This window comes from Nocardia anocheti (assembly GCF_029675105.1).
Taxonomy (GTDB): Bacteria; Actinomycetota; Actinomycetes; order Mycobacteriales; family Mycobacteriaceae; genus Nocardia.
On the sequence record NZ_JAQQFV010000004.1, the window covers coordinates 557,563 to 578,904 of the forward strand.

The 21,342-nt window shown below is 70.2% G+C and carries 23 protein-coding genes; 12 read left to right on the plus strand and 11 right to left on the minus strand.

Annotated features, from left to right (window positions below):
* Positions 1-28 precede the first annotated feature (28 nt).
* The gene (locus tag QC180_RS13620) at positions 29-1,498 is read right to left on the minus strand and encodes an aldehyde dehydrogenase (protein WP_278263058.1); all 1,470 of its coding nucleotides are present in this window, start codon (positions 1,496-1,498) and stop codon (positions 29-31) included.
* Between the two features lie 96 nt (positions 1,499-1,594).
* Between QC180_RS13620 and QC180_RS13625 the strand changes: the two genes are divergently transcribed.
* From QC180_RS13625 to QC180_RS13650, 6 genes are all read left to right on the plus strand, one after another.
* Positions 1,595-2,188 (plus strand): TetR/AcrR family transcriptional regulator, encoded by a 594-nt coding sequence (locus QC180_RS13625; RefSeq protein ID WP_278263059.1) that lies wholly within the window; start codon positions 1,595-1,597, stop codon positions 2,186-2,188.
* A gap of 93 nt (positions 2,189-2,281) precedes the next feature.
* Positions 2,282-3,634: a cytochrome P450 gene (locus QC180_RS13630; RefSeq protein ID WP_278263060.1), complete on the plus strand. Its 1,353-nt coding sequence runs from the start codon at positions 2,282-2,284 to the stop codon at positions 3,632-3,634.
* A 20-nt stretch (positions 3,635-3,654) separates the two neighbouring features.
* A complete protein-coding gene (locus tag QC180_RS13635; RefSeq protein ID WP_278263061.1) occupies positions 3,655-4,902 on the plus strand; it encodes a cytochrome P450 in 1,248 nt (415 codons plus the stop codon).
* The gene (locus QC180_RS13640) at positions 4,902-6,143 is read left to right on the plus strand and encodes a glycosyltransferase family 4 protein (protein WP_278263062.1); all 1,242 of its coding nucleotides are present in this window, start codon (positions 4,902-4,904) and stop codon (positions 6,141-6,143) included. Before QC180_RS13635 ends, QC180_RS13640 begins: the two co-directional genes overlap by 1 nt.
* Positions 6,137-6,865: a class I SAM-dependent methyltransferase gene (locus QC180_RS13645; RefSeq protein WP_278263063.1), complete on the plus strand. Its 729-nt coding sequence runs from the start codon at positions 6,137-6,139 to the stop codon at positions 6,863-6,865. The genes QC180_RS13640 and QC180_RS13645 overlap by 7 nt, the downstream gene beginning before the upstream one ends.
* On the plus strand, positions 6,855-7,868 hold the full coding sequence (locus QC180_RS13650) for a prenyltransferase (protein ID WP_278263064.1): 1,014 nt from the start codon (positions 6,855-6,857) through the stop codon (positions 7,866-7,868). Before QC180_RS13645 ends, QC180_RS13650 begins: the two co-directional genes overlap by 11 nt.
* Before the next feature lie 4 nt (positions 7,869-7,872).
* On the opposite strand, the gene QC180_RS13655 is transcribed toward QC180_RS13650, so the two are convergent.
* Positions 7,873-8,529, minus strand: coding sequence for a class I SAM-dependent methyltransferase (locus QC180_RS13655; protein ID WP_278263065.1), 657 nt, complete (start codon positions 8,527-8,529; stop codon positions 7,873-7,875).
* A 65-nt stretch (positions 8,530-8,594) separates the two neighbouring features.
* Here QC180_RS13655 and QC180_RS13660 point away from each other — a divergent pair, with 65 nt between their 5' ends.
* On the plus strand, positions 8,595-8,741 hold the full coding sequence (locus tag QC180_RS13660) for a DUF1059 domain-containing protein (RefSeq protein WP_278263066.1): 147 nt from the start codon (positions 8,595-8,597) through the stop codon (positions 8,739-8,741).
* A gap of 3 nt (positions 8,742-8,744) precedes the next feature.
* Here QC180_RS13660 and QC180_RS13665 read toward each other — a convergent pair whose 3' ends face one another.
* From QC180_RS13665 to QC180_RS13705, 9 genes are read right to left on the minus strand one after another with little or no spacing between them, the layout of a single operon-like run.
* On the minus strand, positions 8,745-9,293 hold the full coding sequence (locus tag QC180_RS13665) for a hypothetical protein (protein ID WP_278263067.1): 549 nt from the start codon (positions 9,291-9,293) through the stop codon (positions 8,745-8,747).
* 18 nt (positions 9,294-9,311) lie between these two features.
* Positions 9,312-10,250, minus strand: coding sequence for an MlaD family protein (locus QC180_RS13670; RefSeq protein WP_278263068.1), 939 nt, complete (start codon positions 10,248-10,250; stop codon positions 9,312-9,314).
* Between the two features lie 14 nt (positions 10,251-10,264).
* Entirely contained in the window at positions 10,265-11,287 is a 1,023-nt protein-coding gene (locus QC180_RS13675) for an MlaD family protein (protein WP_278263069.1), read from the minus strand.
* Positions 11,284-12,384 carry an MlaD family protein gene (locus QC180_RS13680; RefSeq protein ID WP_278263070.1) on the minus strand — a complete coding sequence of 367 codons (1,101 nt, stop codon included), beginning with the start codon at positions 12,382-12,384 and terminating at the stop codon, positions 11,284-11,286. Before QC180_RS13680 ends, QC180_RS13675 begins: the two co-directional genes overlap by 4 nt.
* Complete coding sequence (locus QC180_RS13685; RefSeq protein ID WP_278263071.1) at positions 12,384-13,307, minus strand: MlaD family protein; 924 nt, start codon at positions 13,305-13,307, stop codon at positions 12,384-12,386. The genes QC180_RS13680 and QC180_RS13685 overlap by 1 nt, the downstream gene beginning before the upstream one ends.
* 53 nt (positions 13,308-13,360) lie before the next feature.
* Entirely contained in the window at positions 13,361-14,359 is a 999-nt protein-coding gene (locus QC180_RS13690) for an MlaD family protein (RefSeq protein WP_278263072.1), read from the minus strand.
* On the minus strand, positions 14,359-15,402 hold the full coding sequence (locus QC180_RS13695; protein WP_278263073.1) for an MlaD family protein: 1,044 nt from the start codon (positions 15,400-15,402) through the stop codon (positions 14,359-14,361). Before QC180_RS13695 ends, QC180_RS13690 begins: the two co-directional genes overlap by 1 nt.
* Positions 15,403-15,406: 4 nt before the next feature.
* Positions 15,407-16,234 (minus strand): ABC transporter permease, encoded by an 828-nt coding sequence (locus QC180_RS13700; protein ID WP_278263074.1) that lies wholly within the window; start codon positions 16,232-16,234, stop codon positions 15,407-15,409.
* Complete coding sequence (locus QC180_RS13705; RefSeq protein ID WP_278263075.1) at positions 16,234-17,085, minus strand: MlaE family ABC transporter permease; 852 nt, start codon at positions 17,083-17,085, stop codon at positions 16,234-16,236. The genes QC180_RS13700 and QC180_RS13705 overlap by 1 nt, the downstream gene beginning before the upstream one ends.
* Before the next feature lie 232 nt (positions 17,086-17,317).
* Here QC180_RS13705 and QC180_RS13710 point away from each other — a divergent pair, with 232 nt between their 5' ends.
* The 5 genes from QC180_RS13710 to QC180_RS13730 are packed head-to-tail and all read left to right on the plus strand — an operon-like array spanning position 17,318 to position 21,324.
* Positions 17,318-18,523 (plus strand): cytochrome P450, encoded by a 1,206-nt coding sequence (locus tag QC180_RS13710; RefSeq protein WP_278263076.1) that lies wholly within the window; start codon positions 17,318-17,320, stop codon positions 18,521-18,523.
* Positions 18,523-19,314: an SDR family oxidoreductase gene (locus tag QC180_RS13715; protein WP_278263077.1), complete on the plus strand. Its 792-nt coding sequence runs from the start codon at positions 18,523-18,525 to the stop codon at positions 19,312-19,314. Before QC180_RS13710 ends, QC180_RS13715 begins: the two co-directional genes overlap by 1 nt.
* Positions 19,311-19,532 carry a ferredoxin gene (locus tag QC180_RS13720; protein WP_278263078.1) on the plus strand — a complete coding sequence of 74 codons (222 nt, stop codon included), beginning with the start codon at positions 19,311-19,313 and terminating at the stop codon, positions 19,530-19,532. Before QC180_RS13715 ends, QC180_RS13720 begins: the two co-directional genes overlap by 4 nt.
* A complete protein-coding gene (locus QC180_RS13725; RefSeq protein ID WP_278263079.1) occupies positions 19,529-20,080 on the plus strand; it encodes a Cif family virulence factor in 552 nt (183 codons plus the stop codon). Before QC180_RS13720 ends, QC180_RS13725 begins: the two co-directional genes overlap by 4 nt.
* Before the next feature lie 5 nt (positions 20,081-20,085).
* Positions 20,086-21,324 carry a hypothetical protein gene (locus tag QC180_RS13730; protein WP_278263080.1) on the plus strand — a complete coding sequence of 413 codons (1,239 nt, stop codon included), beginning with the start codon at positions 20,086-20,088 and terminating at the stop codon, positions 21,322-21,324.
* Positions 21,325-21,342 lie beyond the last annotated feature (18 nt).

The following is a 21,342-nucleotide window of genomic DNA, read 5'->3' on the forward strand; positions in this document are numbered from 1 at the left end:
TGTTCAGCTCCTGCGTGTTTCGAGTGGGTCAGGCGGGGGTGGCGACGACCTTGGTCTCGAGGTATTCCTCGAAACCGGCGACGCCCATCTCCCGGCCGATCCCTGATTGCTTGTAGCCGCCGAAGGGCGCGTCGGCGTGGTACCAGAGCCCGCCGTTGACGCTGATCGTCCCGGTGCGCACGCCGCTGACCACGGCATTCACCCGGTCCGGATCGGTGCCCCACACCGAACCCGAGAGCCCGTACGGTGATTCGTTGGCCAGCCGGACCGCGTCGGCGTCGCCGTCGTGGGCGATCACCACCAGCACCGGGCCGAAGATCTCCTCCTGCGCGACGGTCGCGGAGTTGTCCAGCCCGCTGATCACCGTGGGCTCGACGAAGAACCCGCGATCCTGGCCCGCTGGCCTGCCGCCGCCGGTCTCGACGCGTCCACCTTCGGCCTTCGCGATCTCGAGATAGCGCTCGACCCGTGCGCGCTGCTGCGCGGACACCACCGGACCGCAGACGGTTCCGGGCTTGCGCGGGTCGTCGGCGGCGAGTCCGGCCATCGCGCCCGCCGCCGCGGCCACGGCGAGGTCGTAGGACTCGCGCGGCACCAGCAGCCGGGTGGTGAGCGCGCAGCCCTGACCGGCGTGCACCGCCACGGTGAACGCGGTGTAGCTGGCGGCCGCGGCGATATCGGCGTCGTCGAGCACGATGGCCGCGGACTTGCCGCCCAGTTCGAGGAAGGTGCGCTTGAGGGTGGCCGCCGCGCTGGCCATCACCGCTCGCCCGGTGCGGGTGGAGCCGGTGAAGGTGATCATGTCGACGCGCGGATCGGTGACCAGTTGGGCGCCGAGCGCGTGATCGGAGGAGGTGACGATATTGAGCACCCCGGGCGGGAAGTCGGTGTGCTCGGCGATGAGCGGTCCGAGCACTGCCGCGCACCACGGCGTATCCGGCGCGGGCTTGAGCACCACGGTGTTCCCGGCGGCCAGCGCGGGACCGATCTTGGCCAGATTGATCTGGTGCGGGAAGTTCCACGGCGTGATCGCGCCGACCACGCCGACCGCCTCGCGCCGGATGACCCGCCTGCTGGCCACCCCCATCAGGTCCCTGGTGCCGAGATCGGTCTCCCACTCGTAACTCTCGGCCAGGTCGGCCGCGTAGGACAGGTCCGCGATCGGCCCCTCCAGCTGCGGTCCGCTGGTGAGCATGATCGGGGTGCCGACCTCGGCGACGGTGAGCTCGCGCAGCGGCTCCAGGTGCGCGGTCATGACCTCGCGCAATTGACGCAGGCAGCGGGCCCGCAGCGCCGGATCGCGCGACCAGTCCGTCTCGTCGAAGGCGGTGCGGGCCGCGGCGATGGCGGCGTCCATGTCGGCGGGCGCGGCGTCGGCGGCGTAGCCGAGCACCTCCTCGGTGGCGGGATCGACGGTCGGGAAGACGCCGGACCCACCCGGGATCAGCGTGCCGCCGATCAGCAGGGGCGTGCCTCCGGCGGGGACGAGGCCGTTCATAGCAAGACTCCGATACGGTGTCTGGACAGGTGTTCGGAATATAGACCATGACGACCACCGTTGTCTGTACAACTGACTGTAGTAATATCCGGACACATGTCCGACAACGCGCCGACCGGCATCGAAGCGACCCGGCGACGGCTGACCGAGAAGCAGGCCGACACCGTCGACCGGCTCACCGTCGCGGCGGTGCGCGTCCTGGCCAGGGCTGGCTACTCGGGCACCACCATCCGGCTGGTGGCCACCGAGGCCGGGGTCGGCACCGCCACCGCGTACACCTACTTCTCCTCCAAGGAACACCTCATCTCGGAGGTCTACTGGCGTCGCCTGGTAGCCCTGCCCACCCCGACGGACACCGCCGACGACCCGGCCACGCGCGTGGTCGCGGTCCTGCGCGAGGTGTCGATGCTGGTCGCCGACGAACCCGCGCTGGCGGGCGCGGTCAGCAGCGCGCTACTCGGCGACGACCCCGATGTGCGCCACCTGCGCCTGCGCATCGGCAAGGAGATCCGGCGCAGACTCGGCGACGCCCTCGGCGGCCCCGACCCCGAGCGCCTGGCCGCGCTCGAATTGCTGTACTCCGGCGCGCTGCTCCAGGGCGGCATGGGCCTGCTCTCCTATGCCCAGGTCGCCGACCTGCTCGCCGCGTGCGCGCGGCGATTGCTGACCGATCCGTCCAGCGAGCACTGACCGCGCGAACCTTGTCGCGGACCCGGTAACCGTAGTACTGTCCAGACACATGTCCATCACATATCTGGACAGTATTCCGGGAAGGATCTCCCCATGACGCTGGTCGAACCTCGGCGCGTGTCCGGCGGCGCGGACGAACACGGGCACCTCGGCGAATTCCGCACCGATCCGATCGCGCTCATGCGCCGAGTACGCGCGGAATGCGGCGATGTCGGCACCTTCGAGCTCGCCGGTCGCGACGTGGTGCTGCTCTCCGGCGCCGAGGCCAACGAGTTCTTCTTCCGGGCCGGTGACGACGATCTGGATCAGGGCGCCGCCTACCCGTTCATGAAACCGATCTTCGGCGAGGGCGTGGTGTTCGACGCGCCGCCGGAACGCCGCAAGGAGATGCTGCACAACCAGGCCCTGCGCGCCGACCACATGCGCGGGCACGCGGGCACCATCGCCGCCGAGGTGGACCGGATGGTCGCGGGCTGGGACGACGCGGGCGAGATCGACCTGCTCGAGTTCTTCGCCGAGCTGACCATCTACACCTCCTCGGCCTGCCTGATCGGCCGCAAGTTCCGCGATCAGCTCGACGGCCGGTTCGCCCACCTCTACCACGAGCTCGAGCAGGGCACCGACGCGCTGGCCTACGTCGACCCCTACGCCCCCATCGAGAGTTTCACCCGCCGCGATGCCGCGCGGGCCGCCCTGGTGGAGCTGGTGCGGGCGATCATGGACCAGCGCGTCGCGAATCCCCCTGCGGGCAAAGACGATCGGGACATGCTCGACGTGCTGGTGTCGATCACCGACGAGCAGGGCGTACCGCGCTTCTCGGCCAGTGAGATCACCGGCATCTTCATCTCGATGATGTTCGCCGGGCACCACACCACCTCCGGCACCGCCGCGTGGACCATCATCGAACTGCTGCGTCATCCCGAGACGCTGGCCGGGGTGGTGACCGAACTCGACGAGCTCTACGCCGACGGCGCCGACGTGAGTCACCACGCGCTGCGCCAGATCCCGAAGCTGGAGGCCGCGCTCAAGGAGACGCTGCGGCTGCACCCGCCGCTGATCGTGCTGATGCGGGTGGCGCGAGCCGAGTTCGAGGTGTGCGGGCACCGCATCGCCCCCGGTGACATGGTGGCGGCCACGCCCGCGGTGTCCAACCGGATTCCCGAGGACTTCCCCGATCCGGACACCTTCGATCCCGGCCGCTATCTCGATCCGCGCCAGGACGACATCGTCAACCGCTGGACCTGGATTCCCTTCGGCGCGGGCCGACACCGCTGCGTCGGCGCGCCGTTCGCGCTCATGCAGCTCAAGGCGATCTTCTCGATCCTGTTGCGGGACTGGGAGTTCGAGCTGTCCCAGCCGCCGCAGACCTACCGCAACGATCATTCCAAGATGGTGGTGCAGCTCCAGCAACCCTGCCGGGTGCGCTACCGCCGCAGGCAGCGCTGAGCGCGGCGAGGAGCCAGGCCGTGATCCCACCCGGATTCGATTTCACCGACCCGGCCCTGTGGGCCACCCGCAATCCCGTCGCGGAGTTCGCCGAACTGCGCCGCACCGCCCCGGTGTGGTGGAACGCCCAGACCGACGCGCAGTCCGGCGGATTCCGCGACGGCGGCTACTGGGTGGTCTCCACCCACGCCGACATCAAAGCCGTCTCCCGCGATGCCGCGCTGTTCTCCTCCCGGCGCAAGGGCTCGGTCATCCGGCTGCCCGGCGAGGTGACCCCCGAACAGATCGAGCTCACCGGCGCGCTGCTGCTGAACATGGACCCGCCCCGACACACCAAGATCCGGCGGATCATCTCCCAGGGCTTCACCCCGCGCGCGGTCGAGGGGTTGCGCGCGGCGCTGACCGAGCGCGCGGCGGCGATCGTGCGCGCCGCCGCCGAGACCGGGGGCGGCGACTTCGTCGAACAGGTCGCCTGCGAGCTGCCGCTCCAGGCGATCGCCGAACTCCTCGGGGTGCCGCAGGAGGACCGGCGCACGCTGTTCGACTGGTCCAATCAGATGCTCAACTACGACGACCCGGAATACGGCGACGCCACCACCACCGACGCCTCCACCCAGGCCAGCGCCGAACTCCTCGGCTACGCCTGGAACCTGGCCGAACAGCGGCGCGCCGAACCCACCGGCGACATCGTCAGCAAGCTCGTGCACGCCGACCTGGACGGCGAGGCCCTCGGCTCCGACGAGTTCGGCTTCTTCGTCATCCTGCTGGCGGTGGCGGGCAACGAGACCACCCGCAACGCGATCACCCACGGCATGAAGGCGTTCGTCGACCATCCGGACCAGTGGGAGCTCTACCGGCGGCAGCGCCCGCGCACCGCGCCCGACGAGATCGTGCGCTGGGCTACCCCGGTGACGGTCTTCCAGCGCACCGCGACCGCCGACACCGAACTCGGCGGCCAGCACATCCGCGCTGGCCAGCGCCTCGGCCTGTTCTACAGTTCGGCCAATTTCGACGAGGCCGCCTTCGACGAGCCGTTCCGTTTCGACATCCTGCGCGATCCCAATCCGCACCTGGGTTTCGGCGGGACCGGCGCGCACTTCTGCGTCGGGGCGAATCTGGCCCGGCTCGAGATCGACCTGATCTTGCAAGCCGTGGCCGAGGTGATGCCCGATCTGACCCAGCTGGCCGAGCCGCAACGGCTACGGTCGGGCTGGATCAACGGCGTCAAACACTGGCAGGTCGACTACGCGAGCGGAACGGGGTCGTGATGCGGATAGCGCTGCTGTCCTATCGGAGCAAGGCGCACTGCGGTGGTCAAGGTGTGTACGTCCGGTATCTGAGCCAGGGCCTGGCCGACCTCGGTCACCGGGTGGAGGTGTTCTCCGGCCAGCCCTATCCCGAGGACCTCGACCCCCGCGTGCGGTTGACGAAGGTGCCCAGCCTGGACCTCTACCGCGACGACGACCCGTTCCGCACCCCGCGTCCGAGCGAACTGCGCGGCCGCGTGGACCTGCTGGAACTGGCCACCATGTGGACCGCCGGGTTCCCCGAACCGCGTACCTTCAGCCTGCGCGTGGCCCGGCTGCTGGCCGCGCGCACGGCGGATTTCGATGTGGTGCACGACAATCAGTGCCTGGGCTCCGGCCTGCTCGACATCGCCGGGCGATTCCCCCTGGTGGCCACGGTGCACCACCCGATCACCCGCGACCGCGCGGTCGACCTCGCCGCCGCGCCCTGGCGGCGCAAGCTGTTCGTGCGGCGCTGGTACGGCTTCCTCGGCATGCAGCAGCGGGTGGCCCGCCGGATTCCCGAACTGATCACAGTCTCGGCGTCCTCGGCCGCCGATATCGCCACCGACTTCGGCGTGGACCCCGCACGGCTGCACACGGTTCCACTCGGCGTCGACACCACGCTGTTCCGACCGCGCGCGACGCCCCGGGTGCCGGGGCGGATCGTGGCCGTCGCCAGTGCCGACAAGCCACTCAAGGGCATCGCGCACCTGCTCGATGCCGTTGCCCGACTGCGGCATTCCCACGAGGTCGAACTGCGGCTGGTCGCCAAGCTCGAACCCAACGGGCCCACCGAGAAACTGATCGCCGAACTGGGCCTGGCCGATATCGTCACGCCGGTCAGCGGGTTGTGCGACGAACAGCTCGCCGAACTGCTGGCCTCGGCCGAGATCGCCTGCATTCCTTCTCTGTACGAAGGGTTTTCGCTGCCCGCCGTGGAGGCCATGGCCAGCGGGACGCCCCTGGTCGCGAGCCGGGCGGGCGCGCTCCCCGAGGTCGTCGGCGACTGCGCCCGGCTGGTCGACCCCGGTGACGTGCCAGCGATGACCGAGGTCCTCGGCGAGTTGCTGCGCGACGCCGACCAGCGTGAGCGGTTGAGCGCGGCGGGCCGGACGCGCGCGCTGGCCCGGTTCAGCTGGCCCGCGGTCGCCGCGCAGACCGTCGCCGTCTACGACCGGGCGATCGCCGGTCACCACCGTCTCCAGGAGGCATCGTGCTGACCGTCGACTTCGACCAGTTGGGCGTAGGCCCCGGCACCCGGGTGATCGATGTCGGGTGCGGCGCGGGCCGACACGCCTTCGAGGCGTACCGGCGCGGCGCCGACATCGTCGCCTTCGACCAGAACGCCGACGACCTCGCCGAGGTCGCGGTGATGTTCGAGGCCATGGCGGCCGAGGGCCAGGTCCCGGACTACGCCAAGGCCGAGACCGTGCGCGGTGACGCGCTCGACCTGCCCTACGGTGACGGCGAATTCGATGTGGTCATCGCCTCGGAGATCCTCGAGCACGTCCCCCGGGACGAGCGGGCCATCGCCGAACTCGCACGGGTGCTCAAACCCGGTGGCGCCCTGGCGGTCACGGTCCCACGCTGGCTGCCCGAACGCATCTGCTGGGCGCTGTCCGACGAGTACCACGCCAACGAGGGCGGGCACGTGCGCATCTACCGCGCCGACGAACTCCGCGCCGCCGTCACCGCCCGTGGTCTGCGCTACCGCGACCAGGATTTCGCCCACGCCCTGCATTCCCCGTACTGGTGGCTCAAATGCGCGGTCGGCGTCCGCGACGACGACCATCCCCTGGTCCGCGCCTATCACCGGATGCTGGTGTGGGACATGATGTCCGCGCCGACCCTGACCCGCACCGCCGAACGCCTGCTGAACCCGCTGATCGGCAAGTCCGTCGCCCTGTACTTCACCAAGCCGGAACACGCCGATGCCCGCTGAACTCCCCGCCCTGCCCGGTGTCCTGTCGGCGCGGGAGATCCGGCGCACGGGCGAATCCATCGCCGCCGCACAGGAACCCGATGGCGCGCTGCCCTGGTTCCCCGGCGGCCACACCGACCCGTGGGACCACATCGAGTCGGCCATGGCGCTGACGGTCACCGACCACTGGGATGTCGCCCGCGCGGCCTACATCTGGTCGGCCAAGACCCAGCGTGACGACGGGTCGTGGCCGACGCAGCTGCGTGCGGGCACGATCGAGAACCACGACGCCGACACCAACTTCTGCGCCTACCTGGCCACCGGTATCCGGCACGCGCTCGCCGTCACCGGCGACCACGACTTCGCGGTCGAGCTGTGGCCGACGGTGCGCGCGGGAATCGACTTCGTGCTCGGCTGGCAGACCGAGCGCGGCGAGATCCACTGGTCGGCCGGGGAATCCGGGTCCACCGGCGATGCCCTGCTGACCGGCTGTTCGAGCGTCTTCCACAGCCTCGGATGCGCGGTCGCCCTGGCCGAACTCGTCGGCGACCCCCGCCCCGACTGGGCGGCGGCCCGAGCCCGGCTCGGACACGCGCTGCGCCAGCATCCCCAGGCGTTCCTGGACAAGAGCCGCTATTCGATGGACTGGTACTACCCGGTGCTCGGCGGCGCGGTGCGCGGCGCGGCCGCCCACGACCGGCTCGCCGAGCACTGGGACACCTTCGTGGTCCCCGACCTGGGCATCCGCTGTGTGTCCGACGCCCCGTGGGTGACCGGTGCGGAGACCTGCGAACTGGTGCTCGCGCTGGACGCCATCGGCGACACCGCCAACGCCACCCGGCTGTTCACCGCCATGCAGCACCTACGTGAGGACGACGGGTCCTATTGGACCGGACTGGTTTTCACCGACGGCCAACGCTGGCCGGTCGAACGCACCACCTGGACCGCGGCCGCTGTGGTCCTGGCCGCCGACGCCCTCTCGCGCACCAGCGCGGGCAACGGCATCTTCCGCGACGCTCGCTGACCGGTCAGCCGCAGGCCGCTTCGCGTTGCAGGATCCGCAACGACCCGGTGACCGAGACTTCGCGGAACTTGCCACTGTCGAGTGCGCGACGATAGATATGGAAGGGCGGACGACCACCGTCGGCGGGATCGGGGAACACATCATGAATGGCGAGCAGGCCCCCACCGGCGATCCAGTGCACCCAGTTGTCGTAGTCGCGCTGGGCGGCGTCCTCGGTGTGGCCGCCGTCGATGAACAGCAGGCGGATCGGTGTGCGCCAGATCCGCGCGGCGGCCGAGGACGAGCCGACGATCGCGGTGACGGTCTCGCCGAGATCCGCGCGAATCATGGTGCGCCGGAAGGCCGTCAGGGTGTCGAAGACGCCGGTCTCCGGGTCGACCAGGCTCGCGTCGTGATACTCCCAGCCCGGCTGGTGTTCCTCCGAGCCCCGGTGGTGGTCGACGGTGATCACGGCCGCGCCGGTCTCGCGCGCGGCGGCGCCGAGGTAGACGGTCGACTTCCCGCAGTACGTCCCGATCTCCACGATGAGGCCGTCACCCGCGTGGTCGCGGGCCGCCCGGTAGAGGGCGCGGCCTTCGTCGGCGGGCATGAATCCGGTGACCCGCTCGGCGAACGCGAACAGCTCGCTGGCCTCGGCGGAGATCTCGTCCACAGCACCCATGCGGTGACGCTAGCACACCACCTGGAATACAATCCGGACTACTGTCCAGAAATAAGGAGAGCAGCATGAAGACCCGCCTGAACTGCCCCTGCGGCGAACAGATCCGCGGCACCGACGAGGAGAACCTCATCGCGCTGACCCAGGAGCACCTGGCCGCCAATCATCCCGGCCACGACTACACCCCCGACGAGATCCTGTTCATCGCCTACTGAGCCCTATTTGGTGGGCAGCGTGTTCTGCAGTCCGCCGACCTCGGTGATCCGCCAGCCCGCCCCACGGTCGATGGTCAGCGCGTACGCGACCGTGGCGCGGGTGCCCTCAGGGGTCTGCGCGCTGGTGGAGACGACGTCGAGATAGGCGTTCACCCGGTAGACGCCCCCGGACTCCGAGACCACCGCGGCCGAGAGCGGAGTGGCGGTGGAGGTCCATTGCAGTGGCAGCAGGATCTGCTCCAATTGCGGTGCGGTGGCGTCGAATTTTGTCGCGAGCTGTCCGGTGGTGCCGGTCTTGAGACGACCCAGCCAGGCGGGCACCTCGCGGTAGTCGATGGTGGAGGCGCCCACGGCGTAGTCGGTGGCGAGCTGGGTGACGTGTCGGTCGTCGGCGGCGCGGGCGTCGCGCTCGGCGATGGTTCCCCTGGCCGCGAGGTAGAGCCAGGCGAAGGTGGCGGTCGCGAGGGTCAGCGTGACGAGCGCGATCACGATCGGCACGGTCGAGAGCCGGAGGGAGACGGTGCGCGGTCGCGGGGTGGTGGCAGCAGGCATGGGCGTTCCTCGATCGGGCTATTTGACGCCGAGCCGGAAGTGCACGGTGCCCTCGGCGTCGACGTTCTGCAGGGCTTGGGTGATGAGCGTGCTGATGTCGATGACCGGTGTCCGACGCACCGCGTCGGCGACGACCGGGCCGAGCACCTGTTCCAGCGGCGCGAGGCTCGGGCCGATCTCGGTGATCAGCGTGGTGAGCCGGTCCAGGAAGGGCACCAGGCCGTCGCCGGTGAAGTAGTCGTCCAGGGGCCTGCTCTCGACCAGTGCCGAACCGGATTCGACGATGGCGCTCAGGGTGACGCCGAATTCGCCGAAGTTCGGGCCCGCCGACCCCAGCGACGGACCCAGCCAGGCCATGTCCCCGCCGAGCGCCTGCATGTCGGCCAGCAGCTGGCGGATGGTGGCGGTACGGCTGAGCAGGGTGGCCGCGAGCAGGGTCGAGGAGCGTCGCAGGGTACGCACCGCCGTGTCGGTTCCGGCCAGGGCCTGGTCTACGGTGCCGACCAGGCGGGCGATCGCTGCGGGGTCGAGCTGGTCGAGCAGCGTCACCAGCCGGGCCGAGAGCGCCGTCACGGTCATCGGCGGGTGGACGCGATCGGCCGGAATCACCTGTCCGTCTTCGAGATAGGGGCCGTCGCCGGATTCCGGCGCGAAGGCGACATAGGGTTCGCCGAGGGCGGAGAGCTGTTCGATGCGGACCGTGCCGGACAGCGGGATGCGGTAGCGGTCCTCGACGCGCAGGCGCACCCGCACCCCGTCGGCCTGTCGACGTACCGACTCGACCTCGCCCACCCGCACGCCCGCCAGCAGCACCGGCGCGTGGGGGCCGAGCCCGCCCGTCTCGTCCAGGGCCAACTCGGCGGTGCGGTAGCCGAGGCGCGGGCCCAGCCGCAGGACCCCGAGCGACATGTAGGCCACGCCGAAGACCAGCACGGCCGCGATGGCGGTCAGGGACATCGTCGCCCGCAGATTCATCGCACCAGCCCGATCATCCGCAGGGTGTCGACGACACGCGCACCGCGCTCGTCCGGGGTGAGCGCGAGCTCGACCTTCGGTGCGCGCGCGAACGGAACCAGATCCGTCGCGATGAGGTCGAGCAATGCCTTCATGTTCGAGGGCGCGCCGGTGTCGAGGGGGCTGCGGCCCAGCAGCATCGGGACCAGGGCCCTGGCGGTGTCGTCGAGGGAGGACAGCAGCGGGCCGAGCCACTGCGCGCTGGGCGCGACCGGGCCGAGGGCGGTGAGCACGAAGATGACGCCGATCTGCGCGTTCACCGCCTCGGTGGTGTGGTCGACGCCGTACGGGGTGAGCAACTCGTCGAGGATCGCCACATTGTGTCGGAGGCCGTCTTCCACGGTGTCCTCCATGCCGTCGAGCAGCGCGTCGACGGCGTCCAGGTGGGTGCCGAGGTCGATGGTGTCACCGCGCAGGATCTCGGCGATGCGGGCGGTGTCGCGGGGGTCGTCCGGGAAGACGCCGTTCATCGTGCGCACGATGTGCTGGAAGTCGCCCACCGCGCCGCTGCCGAGGAAGGTGGACAGTCCGGCGAGGATGTCCTCGATCGGTGGGGACTGGGTGGTGTCGGTGAGCGGGATGGTCGCGTCCGGGGCGAGTTCCGGTGTCGCCGTAGCGGGTTCGGTCAGGGCGATGTGCACGTCACCGAGCGGGGTCTCCTGACGCAGGGTGGCGGTGGTGCCCTGCCGCAGCCGCACCGACCGGTCGATGGCGACCTCGGCCACGGCATACCCCGGCCGGGCCGGGTGGTCAGCGGTGGCGGTGGTCGGGTCGACCAGGGTGACCCCGGTGAGGCTGCCCACGCGCACGCCCGAGGCGATCACCTTCGCGCCCTGGGGAAGATTCAGCACATTCGCGAATTCGATGCGCAGCGCATAGGTCGGCCCGTCCACCCCGGCGCCCGGCACGGGCAGGTCCTCCGGCCCGAACCCACATCCGGCCAGCACCGCGACCAGCATCGCCAACAGGGCCCGCCTCATCGGGCACTCACCCCCGCGAGCAGCACGGGCAGTGGCGGGATCGTGGGCACGCCGCCCTCGGCGAACACGCAGCCCTTGCCGGTGAGTGCGGCGAGGGCGGTACAGAACCGGTCGCTGTCCTGGTGGGACAGGGCGAGTTTCGGTGGGTAGTAGTCGATGGTGAGGGCGCCGGTGTGGGGGTCGACGGCGCTGGTGAGGGCGGTGGCGATGGTGGGGGTCATCGCGATCACCTCCGACAGGGAGGCGACGCCCGCCGCGATCAGGCGCGGGAGGTCGGGGACGCTGTTCACCGCGCGCAGGGCCGGAGCGCCGAACATCAGGATCACGTCGTTGAGTTGGGGTAGCAGGTCCGAGAGGGTGTCGACGATCTCGATGATCGGGGGGAAGGCGATGACGACGATGTCCTCGAAGGTCTGTGGCAGCCCGCTGACGGTGGTCTCCACCTGTCCCCAGCCGCCACGGGCGCGCTGGGCCAGGGCGGCGAGGGCGTCGAGGAGTTCGCCGAAGTGGCCGATGGCGGCGTCCGGGGCGGACAGTGCCCGGCTCAGGGCCAGGACGATGTCGTTGATCTGGCCGCCGGTGCCCGCCGTGGCACGGTCGAGTGCGTCGATTCCGGCGCCGAGTTCGCCGCGCGTGGTGGAGTCGGCGCCGTTGAGCTGGTCGGCCAGCCGGGCGAGCGCGTCGAAGGTCTGCGAGAGGCTCTTGGGGGTCAGGGTTCTGGTGATGCAACTCGCCGGGTTCCATGCCGGGCCCGTGGGTTCGGCGCCGATCAGGGCGAGGCGGCGGTCGGCGACCAGGGTGTCGCTCACCGTCACCGCGCCGACATCGGGCGGCAGCTTCCGGTCGGCGCGGACCGTGAACTCGACATGGGCGGTGGCTCCGGCGACGCGGATTCCGGTGACCCGGCCGACCGGCACGCCCAGCACCGTCACCGCACTGCCCTCGTACAGCCCGATGGCGTCGGGCAGCTCGGCGCAGTAGGCCCGCGTCGGCGCGTCCGGCCTGCTCAGCCGCAGCCCCAGCGCCCCGACCAGCACCAGCGTGACGACCACCGCCACCGACATGAACGCACGCGAACCCAGCACGGCCTTCCCCATCAGCACCCACCTCCCGGCAGCGGCACGCACAGGGCGGGCACTTCGATCGTCGCGCCGGACTGATCGACGCGCACCCCGCCCTCGGGCGGCAGCAGCGGCAGCAGCTTCTGTCGCAGCGCGCGCACGGCGTCCAGCAGCGTGCCGAGCCTGCCGCCGAGGTCTTCCAGCGCGGGAACGGCATCCGCGAGCGGCCGCGCGCGCTGTTTCAGCGATTCGTCCCAGGCCACACCCAGTGGCGTGAGATCGCGCAGGACCACCGCGAGATCTCGGAGCGAATCGGCGACCTGTGTCTTGTTGGTCTGGATGATCTGCTCGAGCGTGCCCAGGGTGACGATCAGATTCGCCAGCACCTGGGCGTTCGCCTCCAGCGCGGTGAGGTATTCGTCGGCCAGCGTCAGCGTGCGCGAGATGTCGGCGCTCTGTCGGTCCAGGATCGTCACCAGGTCACCGGCGGCGCGCACGGCCGAGCGCACGGCGTCCGGGCTCCGCTCGAGCGAGGCCGACAGCGCGGCCAGATCCCGCCGGATCACCGTCCCGTCGATGCGCCGGACCGGGTCGACGGCATCCTGGAACGCCTGGGTCAGGTTGTAGGGCACGATCACCCGCTCACGCGGAATCACGTTCGCGTCCAAGGGCTCGTCGCCCGCGGGGAGCACGGCGACGTAGTAGCCGCCGACGAAGGTGAGCATCCGGATGTCGAGAGTGGTCGCGTCACCGAGGAACGCCTCGGCGTCGACGGTGAACTCCATCCGTACCCGGTCGGCCAGCAGGGTCAGCGACCGCACCTTCCCGACCGGGATCCCCGCCAGCCGTACATCGTCACCGGGACGGACCGACCCCGCCTGACTCAGCTCGGCGACATAGGTGCGCTGCGCGGAAGTCCCGGTGACGGACACGACGCCGATCGCCACCAGCAGCAGCACAGCGGCGCAGATTCCCCCTATCCCCCAGCGTATTTCGGCGGCTCGGGGTTCGATCAGCGATGACACAGCACGACCCCCTGACCGGCGACGAGTACCTGGAGCGGTGCGGGAGCGTCGGCGGTGCCGTGCGTGCAGGTGAGACCGGGACCACTGGCCGGGACGGCGCGGCTCATCGCCTGGATGAGGCCGGGCAGCCGGTCGAAGACGACCACCGCGTCGGCGGGGCTGGGAAACGCCTGGCGCAGTGCGGCATCGAGATCGCGTCCGGGTGCACCGGTCACCCCGAACACGGTGAGCATGCTGCGCAGCGGCTTCAGCACGTCGGGGATGCCGTTCGCGAAATCGACCAGGCCGGGCAGCTTTTCGGTGATGGTGATGAACAGGTTGGTCAGATTGGTGAGCAGCCGCATGGCATTGCCCGACCTGCCGCCCAGGTGGTCGGCGACCTGGGCGAGGTTGCCCGCCAATGTCGACAGCACCGCCTGCCGGTCGGTGGCGTAGCGGGCGAGGATGTCGATGGCGGCCAGTGCCTGGCCCACACCGGAGCCGTCACCCTGGATCACGGCGAGCATGCTGGTGGCGAAGCGATCGAGGTCATCGGGCGAAAGTTCCGCCAGCACGGGCTGTAGACCCTTGAACAGTCGGGTGATATCGAAGTCCGGCACCGTCTCGTTCGTCCCGAAGACCGTCGCCGGATCACGGCGGCCCGCAGGCTGTTCGGGCTGCTGGACGTCGAGATATCGGAAGCCGGTGAGGTTCTGGTAGCGCAGGGCGATCCTGCTGTTGTCGAACAGCGCCCGGTCCCGCGTGACCGTGAACCGCACTCGCGCGAGCGCGCCGTCGAGATCGACGCCGAGCACCTTGCCGACCTGCACCCCGTACAGCCGCACGTCATCGCCGCCGCGCAGTCCGTTGGCATCGGTGAACAGCGCGGTGTAGGTGACTGTCTCGCCGTCGACGGGCCGCTCGATGACCCGCAGCACCCCGGCCAGCGCCACCCCGGTCAGCACCAGGGCCACCGTCACGCGCAGCAGCAGAGATCCCGTCCGCATCAGCGTCCACCCGCCTCGAGCAACGCGCCCAGCGGCCCCGACAGCGCGGGCACACCGTCGAGCGACACACCCGCGCGCAGAACCGGGCCTTGCGGCGTGTCGACGAAGGCGGCGTCGAGCCGGGTGAGCAGTTCGGTCAGCTCCCCCGCCGAACGCTGCGGGTCACGCACCGAACCCGCGACCCGGTCGAGCACCAGCCCGATCATGGGCAGGATGCCGCCGAAGTACAGGCGGGAAGTATTGAACAGGCGGGTCACGGTGGGTAGCAGCTGGTATTGGATGCCATTGAACATCGCGCCGAAGCGGGTGAGCTGGTCGGGAACGCTCAGATACGCGTTGGTGTACTCGGCGTTGAGCAGGGTGAGGCTGCCGGTGAGCATCGGCGGGAGGCCGCTCAGTGCGGAACCGACCTGCGCGAACAGGAACGAGGGCGCCAGCTCTCGCGTCTCGGTGTAGGAGCGGGTGGTCGCGCCGATCGCCTCGAACACCGGGGTGAAGGCGGGGAGGTCGCGGGCGAGGGTGCTCAGCAGGGCGGCGAGCTTCGGTGTCAGCACCTCCTCGGTGAGCGCGCCGGTAGCGGTGAGCAGCGCCGAGAGGGTGGCGTCGTGGACCCGCTCGGCGGCACCGGTCAGGTCCACGACCGCGCCGTCGGTGAGCACCGTGCCGCCCGCGCGCGAGTGCAGTTCCACGGCACTGATACCGAAGAGATTGCCGGGCGCGTAGTCCAGGGTCACGGCATCCGACAGGCCGAACAGTTGGGAACCGTTCAGCGCCACCGTGATCCGCTGTCGTCCGACACCGGCGATCTCGATGGTGTCGACCGTGCCGACGCGCACGCCGTCCAGGCGCACCTCGGTTCCCGGCTCGACCCCGGTCCCGACCTGGCCGACGAGCAGCGCGATCCGGATCTCGTCGGCGGGACCGCCCTCGGGCAGCACCCGCCACACGAGCGCGCCGAGCAGCGCGAGCACCACGGTGAGCACGCCGAGCAGGCGGGCACGCGCGGGACCGACCTCGGTTCCCGACAGGGCATAGGCAGGCATGGCATCACCCGGTGAACGAGACGGGAGACCGGAATCCCCACAGTGCGATGGTGGCGAGCATGTCCAGGGCGATGATCGCGACCAGGCTGGCGCGGATCGCCCGCCCCGACCCGATGCCGACCCCTTCCGGCCCGCCGGTGGCGAAATAGCCCTGGTAGCAATGGATCAGCACGACCGCGATCGCGAACACCGTCACCTTGACCACGGCGGCGAACACGTCCCAGCCGACCACGAACTGGTCGAAGTAGTGGTTGTAGGTGCCGGTCGGGGTGCCGTGCACGGTGGTCACCACGAACGCGCACGAGAGATAGCTCAGGATCAACGCGACGACGAAAGCCGGTGCCACCGCGACGATTCCGGCGATCACCCGCGTGGTCACCACGAACGGCACCGACCGGATGCCCAGCGATTCGATGGCGTCGATCTCCTCGGAGATGCGCATGGAGCCGATCTCGGCGGTCATCCGGCACCCCGCCTGCGCGGCGAAACCGATCCCGGCCGCGATCGGCGCCAGCTCCCTGGTGACCCCGAAGGCGGAGATGAGGCCGCTGAGCTGGCCGAGCGAGAGCAGGTTCAGCGCGCTGAACGCCTCGATCCCGATCGAGGCGCCCATGGCCGCACCGAGCAGCAGCATCAGCGGCACCACCCCGCCGCCGATGATCACCGACCCGCGACCCCAGGTCATGTCGGTGATCGTGGTGACTGTCTGCTTCCGGTAGTGCCCCAGCGTGTACGGCACCGAGGACAGCACCTGCCAGCCGAAGCCGACCACGAACCCGATCGACTCCACCGGCCCCAGCCCGCGCCGCCACACCCCGCCCTCGGCCGTCATCAGGCCATCCGAACCGGGAAGAACATCGTGACCACCTGGGTGATCACGGTATTGAGTACCACCGCCGCGGCGATCGACATCACCACCGCGGCATTGACCCCGTCGGCGACCCCGCGCGGACCACCGCTGGCCTCGAGCCCGCGCTGACAGGCGATGACCACCACCAGGAACCCGAAGATCACCGCCTTCACCAGCGACACCCACACATCGAGCGGCGTGGTGAAGGCACCGAAGGACTGCCAGTAACTGCCCGGCGTGACGTCCAGGGCCGAGACCGCCACCGCGAAACCGGAGCCGATCCCGACCACGATGATCACCACATTGAGCACCGGCGCCACCAGCATCATCGCCGCGACGCGCGGGACCACCAGTCGCCGCACGGGGTCGACACCCATCACGCGCAGCGCGTCGACCTCCTCGCGAATGGTCCGCGCGCCCAGATCGGCGGCGATCGCGGCGGCCCCCGCCCCGCCCAGCAGCATGGCGGTCGCCATCGGCGCGCCCTGCTTGATCACCCCGAGCCCGCCCGCCGCGCCGATCATCGAGTCGGCGCCGAGCTCGGAGACGATATTGCCGACCTGCGCGGACACGATGACCCCGAACGGCACCGCCATCAGCACGCTCGGCACCGCGGTGACGCGCAGCAAGAACCACGCCTGGGCCACCGTCTCGCCGAGCGGGAATCGCAGCCGCAGCGCGTCACCGGTGCCGAAACGCACCGCCGCCGCGCCCATCCGCAGAGCGCGCCCCAGCGTCGCGAGGCTCGCCAGCACGGTCTCGGCGAAATTCCGGCGGAGCAGCTGTCCCGCCCGCGCCGGTTCGGCCGCGACCTCGCCGTCTACCCCTGCCATGCGAGGGACCGTACCATATGATTTAGACCACATTCCAGACACTGGTCCAGATTCTTGACCAGCCTTCGTCGACCAGCTCAGGCGCCGGTCGAGCCCCCTTTCCGGAGCGAAAGCGTTGTCCCGAACCGGTGTCGGTGGTACCGTCCAGACACATGTCCAGCTATGTGTCTCCCTTACGGTCGAACACCCCGGCCGACGGCGGGGACGACCTTCCGGAACCGGGGTATTCGCGATGACGAGCGCCGCTGTGGAACCCGTGACCTTCGACCCGTACGACTACCGATTCCACGAGGATCCGTACCCGACCTATCACCGCCTGCGCACCGAGGCGCCGCTGTATCACAATCCGGAGCTCGACTTCTGGGCGCTGTCGCGGCACGCCGATGTGCTCGCGGCCTTCCGCGACAGCGAGCGGCTCTCCAGCGCCAACGGGGTGTCGCTGGATCCGGCGGCGTGGGGGCCGCACGCGCACCGGGTGATGTCGTTCCTGGCCATGGACGACCCGCGACACATGCGCATGCGCAAGCTGGTGTTCAAGGGGTTCACTCCCAAGCGCGTGGCCGAGATGACCGACCGGATCCGCGAGATCACCCTGGAGCATCTCGAACCCGCCGTGGCGCGCGGGGATTTCGACTGGATCGACGAGGTGGCGGGCAAGCTGCCGATGGATGTGATCTCCGAGCTGATGGGGGTGCCCGAGCCCGATCGCGCCGAGATCCGGCGGCTGGCCGATCTGGTGGTGCACCGCGCGGAGGGCGTGCTCGATGTGCCGGTGGCGGCCATCGACGCCTCCATCCGGCTGTTCGGCTACTACACCGACATGGTCGCCCAGCGCCGCGTCACCCCGGCCGACGACCTCACCTCGGCCCTGCTCGACGCCGAGATCGACGGCGACACCCTCACCGACGAGGAGGTCATCGGATTCCTGTTCCTGATGGTCGTGGCGGGCAACGAGACCACCACCAAACTGCTGGGCAACGCCCTGTACTGGGCGGCGGCCAATCCCGACGAGTACGCCAAGGTCGTCGCCGAGCCGGACCTGGTGGCCGACTGGGTCGAGGAGACCCTGCGCTACGACACCTCCAGTCAGATCGTCGCGCGCACCGCCGCCGTCGACCTCGACTACCACGGCGCGACCATCCCCGCCGGTGCCAAGGTGCTGCTGCTGATCGGCTCGGCCAACCGCGATCCGGCGGCCTTCACCGACGGCGACAGCTATGTGATCGACCGGCAGGACGGCGGGACGCTCGCGAGTTTCGGTGCGGGCGTGCACTTCTGCCTCGGCGCGCATCTGGCCCGGCTGGAGGCCCGGATCGTGCTCGGTGAATTCGTCGCGCGGGTCGCGGCCTTCCGGGTGGACCACGCCGGGATCGTCCGCGTGCATTCGACGAATGTCCGTGGCTTCGCCCATCTTCCGATCACCGTGGAGGTCCGCTGATGCCCCGCTTCACTCCCCATCCCGACCGCCGACCCGCGCTGGTGGCGGGCGCGTCCTCCGGCATCGGCGCGGCGAGCGCGGTGGCGCTGGCCGAACGGGGTCATCCGGTGGCGCTGGGCGCACGCCGGGTCGACCGGTGCGAGGAGCTGGCCGCCAAGATCCGCGCGGGCGGCGGCGAGGCGGTCGCGTACCGGCTCGATGTCACCGACGCGGCCTCGGTGGACGAGTTCGTGCGCGCCGCCGAGCAGGCCGTCGGCCCGGCCGAGATCCTGGTCTCCGGTGCGGGGGATATCGAATTCGCGCTGGTCGGGGAGATGGACCCGGAGCGGTTCCTGCTCCAGGTGCAGGTGCATCTGGTCGGCGCGCAACGCCTGATCCACCGGGTGCTGCCCGGGATGCGGGCCCGACAGCGCGGCGATCTGGTGGTGATCAGTTCCGACTGCGCCGACGAACCACGTCCGCGTACGGGCGCCTACAGCGCGGCCAAGACCGGCCTCGAGGCCATGGTCACGCAACTGCGAATGGAACTGGAGGGAACCGGAATCCGCGCGTCGCTGGTGCGTCCCGGTCCCACGCTGACCGGCATGGGCATGGACGCCACGCCCGAGGTGGTCGGTCCGCTGCTCCAGGACTGGAAGGACTGGGGTTTCGCCCGTCATCCGTACATGCTCAAGCCCGAGCATCTCGCCGACGCCGTCACCACGGTGGTCTCGCTGCCGCGCGGCGTGCACATGGTGCTCGTCGAGGTGCAGCCGGAGGCGCCGCTGTTCTCCGACGGGGGTGCGGCATGAGGATCGAGGTCGACGCGGATCTGTGCCAGGGGCACGGGGTCTGCCAGGACGAGGCGCCCTCGGTGTTCACCGTGCCCAAGCGCGGCACGGTCGAGATCGTCGACCCCACCCCCGACGCCGACGAGCACGCGGCCGTCCGGGCCGCCGTCCGCTACTGCCCCACCCGGGCCCTGTCGATCGCCGACGAGCCCGATTCCGCGAAAGGGACCCACCCATGACGACTTTCGATCGCGCCGAACTCGACGAGATGGTCCGGCGCTGGGTGGTGGCCAACCAGGACTGTGAGCGCGCCGGGGACTGGCGTCCGCTGGCGCAGATGTACACCGCCGAGGCCACCTACGGCTGGAACTACGGGCCCCAGCAGGAGTTCATGGCGGTGGGCCGCGAGGAGATCCGCGAACTGGCCCTCGGCCAGGAGATGCTGGGGTTGGAGGGCTGGACGTATCCGTATCAGGAATTCGTCGTCGACGAGCGCAGCGGCACGGTGATCGGTTTCTGGAAGCAGGTCAACGAGCACACCCGCGCCGACGGGCGGCCGTATTCGCCCGAGGGCATCGGCGGCAGCTGGTTCCGCTACGGCGGCGACTTCCAGTGGTCCTGGCAGCGCGACTTCTTCGACTTCGGCAATGTCTCGGCGCTGTTCCTGGACATGATCCGCGACGACGCGCTCTCCCCCGGCATGCACAAGCGCATCGAACGCTCGGTGTCGGCCGAGCCGCTGCCGGGCTGGTACCGCGTCGGCGAGTCACCGGCCTCGCTCTGGTGACGCCGATGCCAGGATTCGCCGCGCTCTCGCGCGCCCAGCTCGCGGCGCTGGTCCCGGAGCTGCTGCTGTGCGGTCATCTCATCGACCGGTCGGGCATGGCGCACACCATCGCCGCGTTCGGCCGGGAGGGGATGACCGCGGTCGCCATCGAGGAATGGCAGCTGGCCAGCCCGGTCTACACCCGCCGCATGCAGCGCGCGCTGCGCTTCACCGGCGACAGCGTGGAGACCATCTTCAAGGGCCTGCAACTCGACATCGGCGCCCCACCGCAGTTCATGGACTTCCGTTTCCGGGTGGACGACCACGATCACGGCGAGTTCTGGCTCGACCACTGCGGCGCGCTCGCCGATGTGGAGCCGATGGGCGAGCCGTTCGTGGTGGCCATGTGCCACGACATCGAGGACCCCACCTTCGACGCCACCGCCCTGGCCACCAACGCGCACGCCCAGGTGCGGCCGGTACACCGGCCGCCCCGGGTGCCCGCCGACCGCACGCCGGTGTGCGCGTGGACCGTCGTCATCGATCCCGCGCACGTCCCGCCGCCGATTCCCCGACACGCGGCGCTGGTCGCCGATTCCCGCGCGGCACAGCAGGAATCGGTCGCGATCGATCCGAGCGAGGAAGGCTCGGCCGACTACTCCGGCCCGCTGCTGAGCGACCTGCGCTTCGCCGATTTCTCGCACAGCGCCCTGCGGCGACTGGCCGAGGAGATCTGCCTGCAACAGCACCTGCTCACCCTCGGTTTCCTGATCGCCCTGCGCGACCGATCCGACGCCGCGACCGCCCGCGAGATCGGTCGCAAGCAGCTCACCGGTATCGCGGGCCTGACCTCCGAACGCCTGCGCCGCTGCCTCGACCTCGGCGACGACGCGCACGCCCTGGCCACCGTCCTGCGCGTACACCCGGCCCTGAACCCGCTGGGCTACACCGGAATCGACGTCGAAGTGGTGAACAGCCGTGTGCGCGTGCGTTTTCCGGCCACCAGTGACGCGCTGACCGACGGCACCTGGCCCGCCCTGCTGACCCCCGAGGACCCCCGCCCGCTCGACGCGCTGGTGCGCGGCGTGAATCCCCGCTTCACCACCACCGTCACCGACACCGGCCCCGACGGCTGGACCGTCACCGTCGACCAGGCCGGACAGCCCTTCCGCGAGGCGTCCGAGGTGGCGATCACCCGCTTCAGTACCGGTGCCGCCTTCGCCTTCACCGATCGCGGAAAACCCCTCCCGCTCACCGTCGTGTGAGCGGTCGCGCAGAGATGG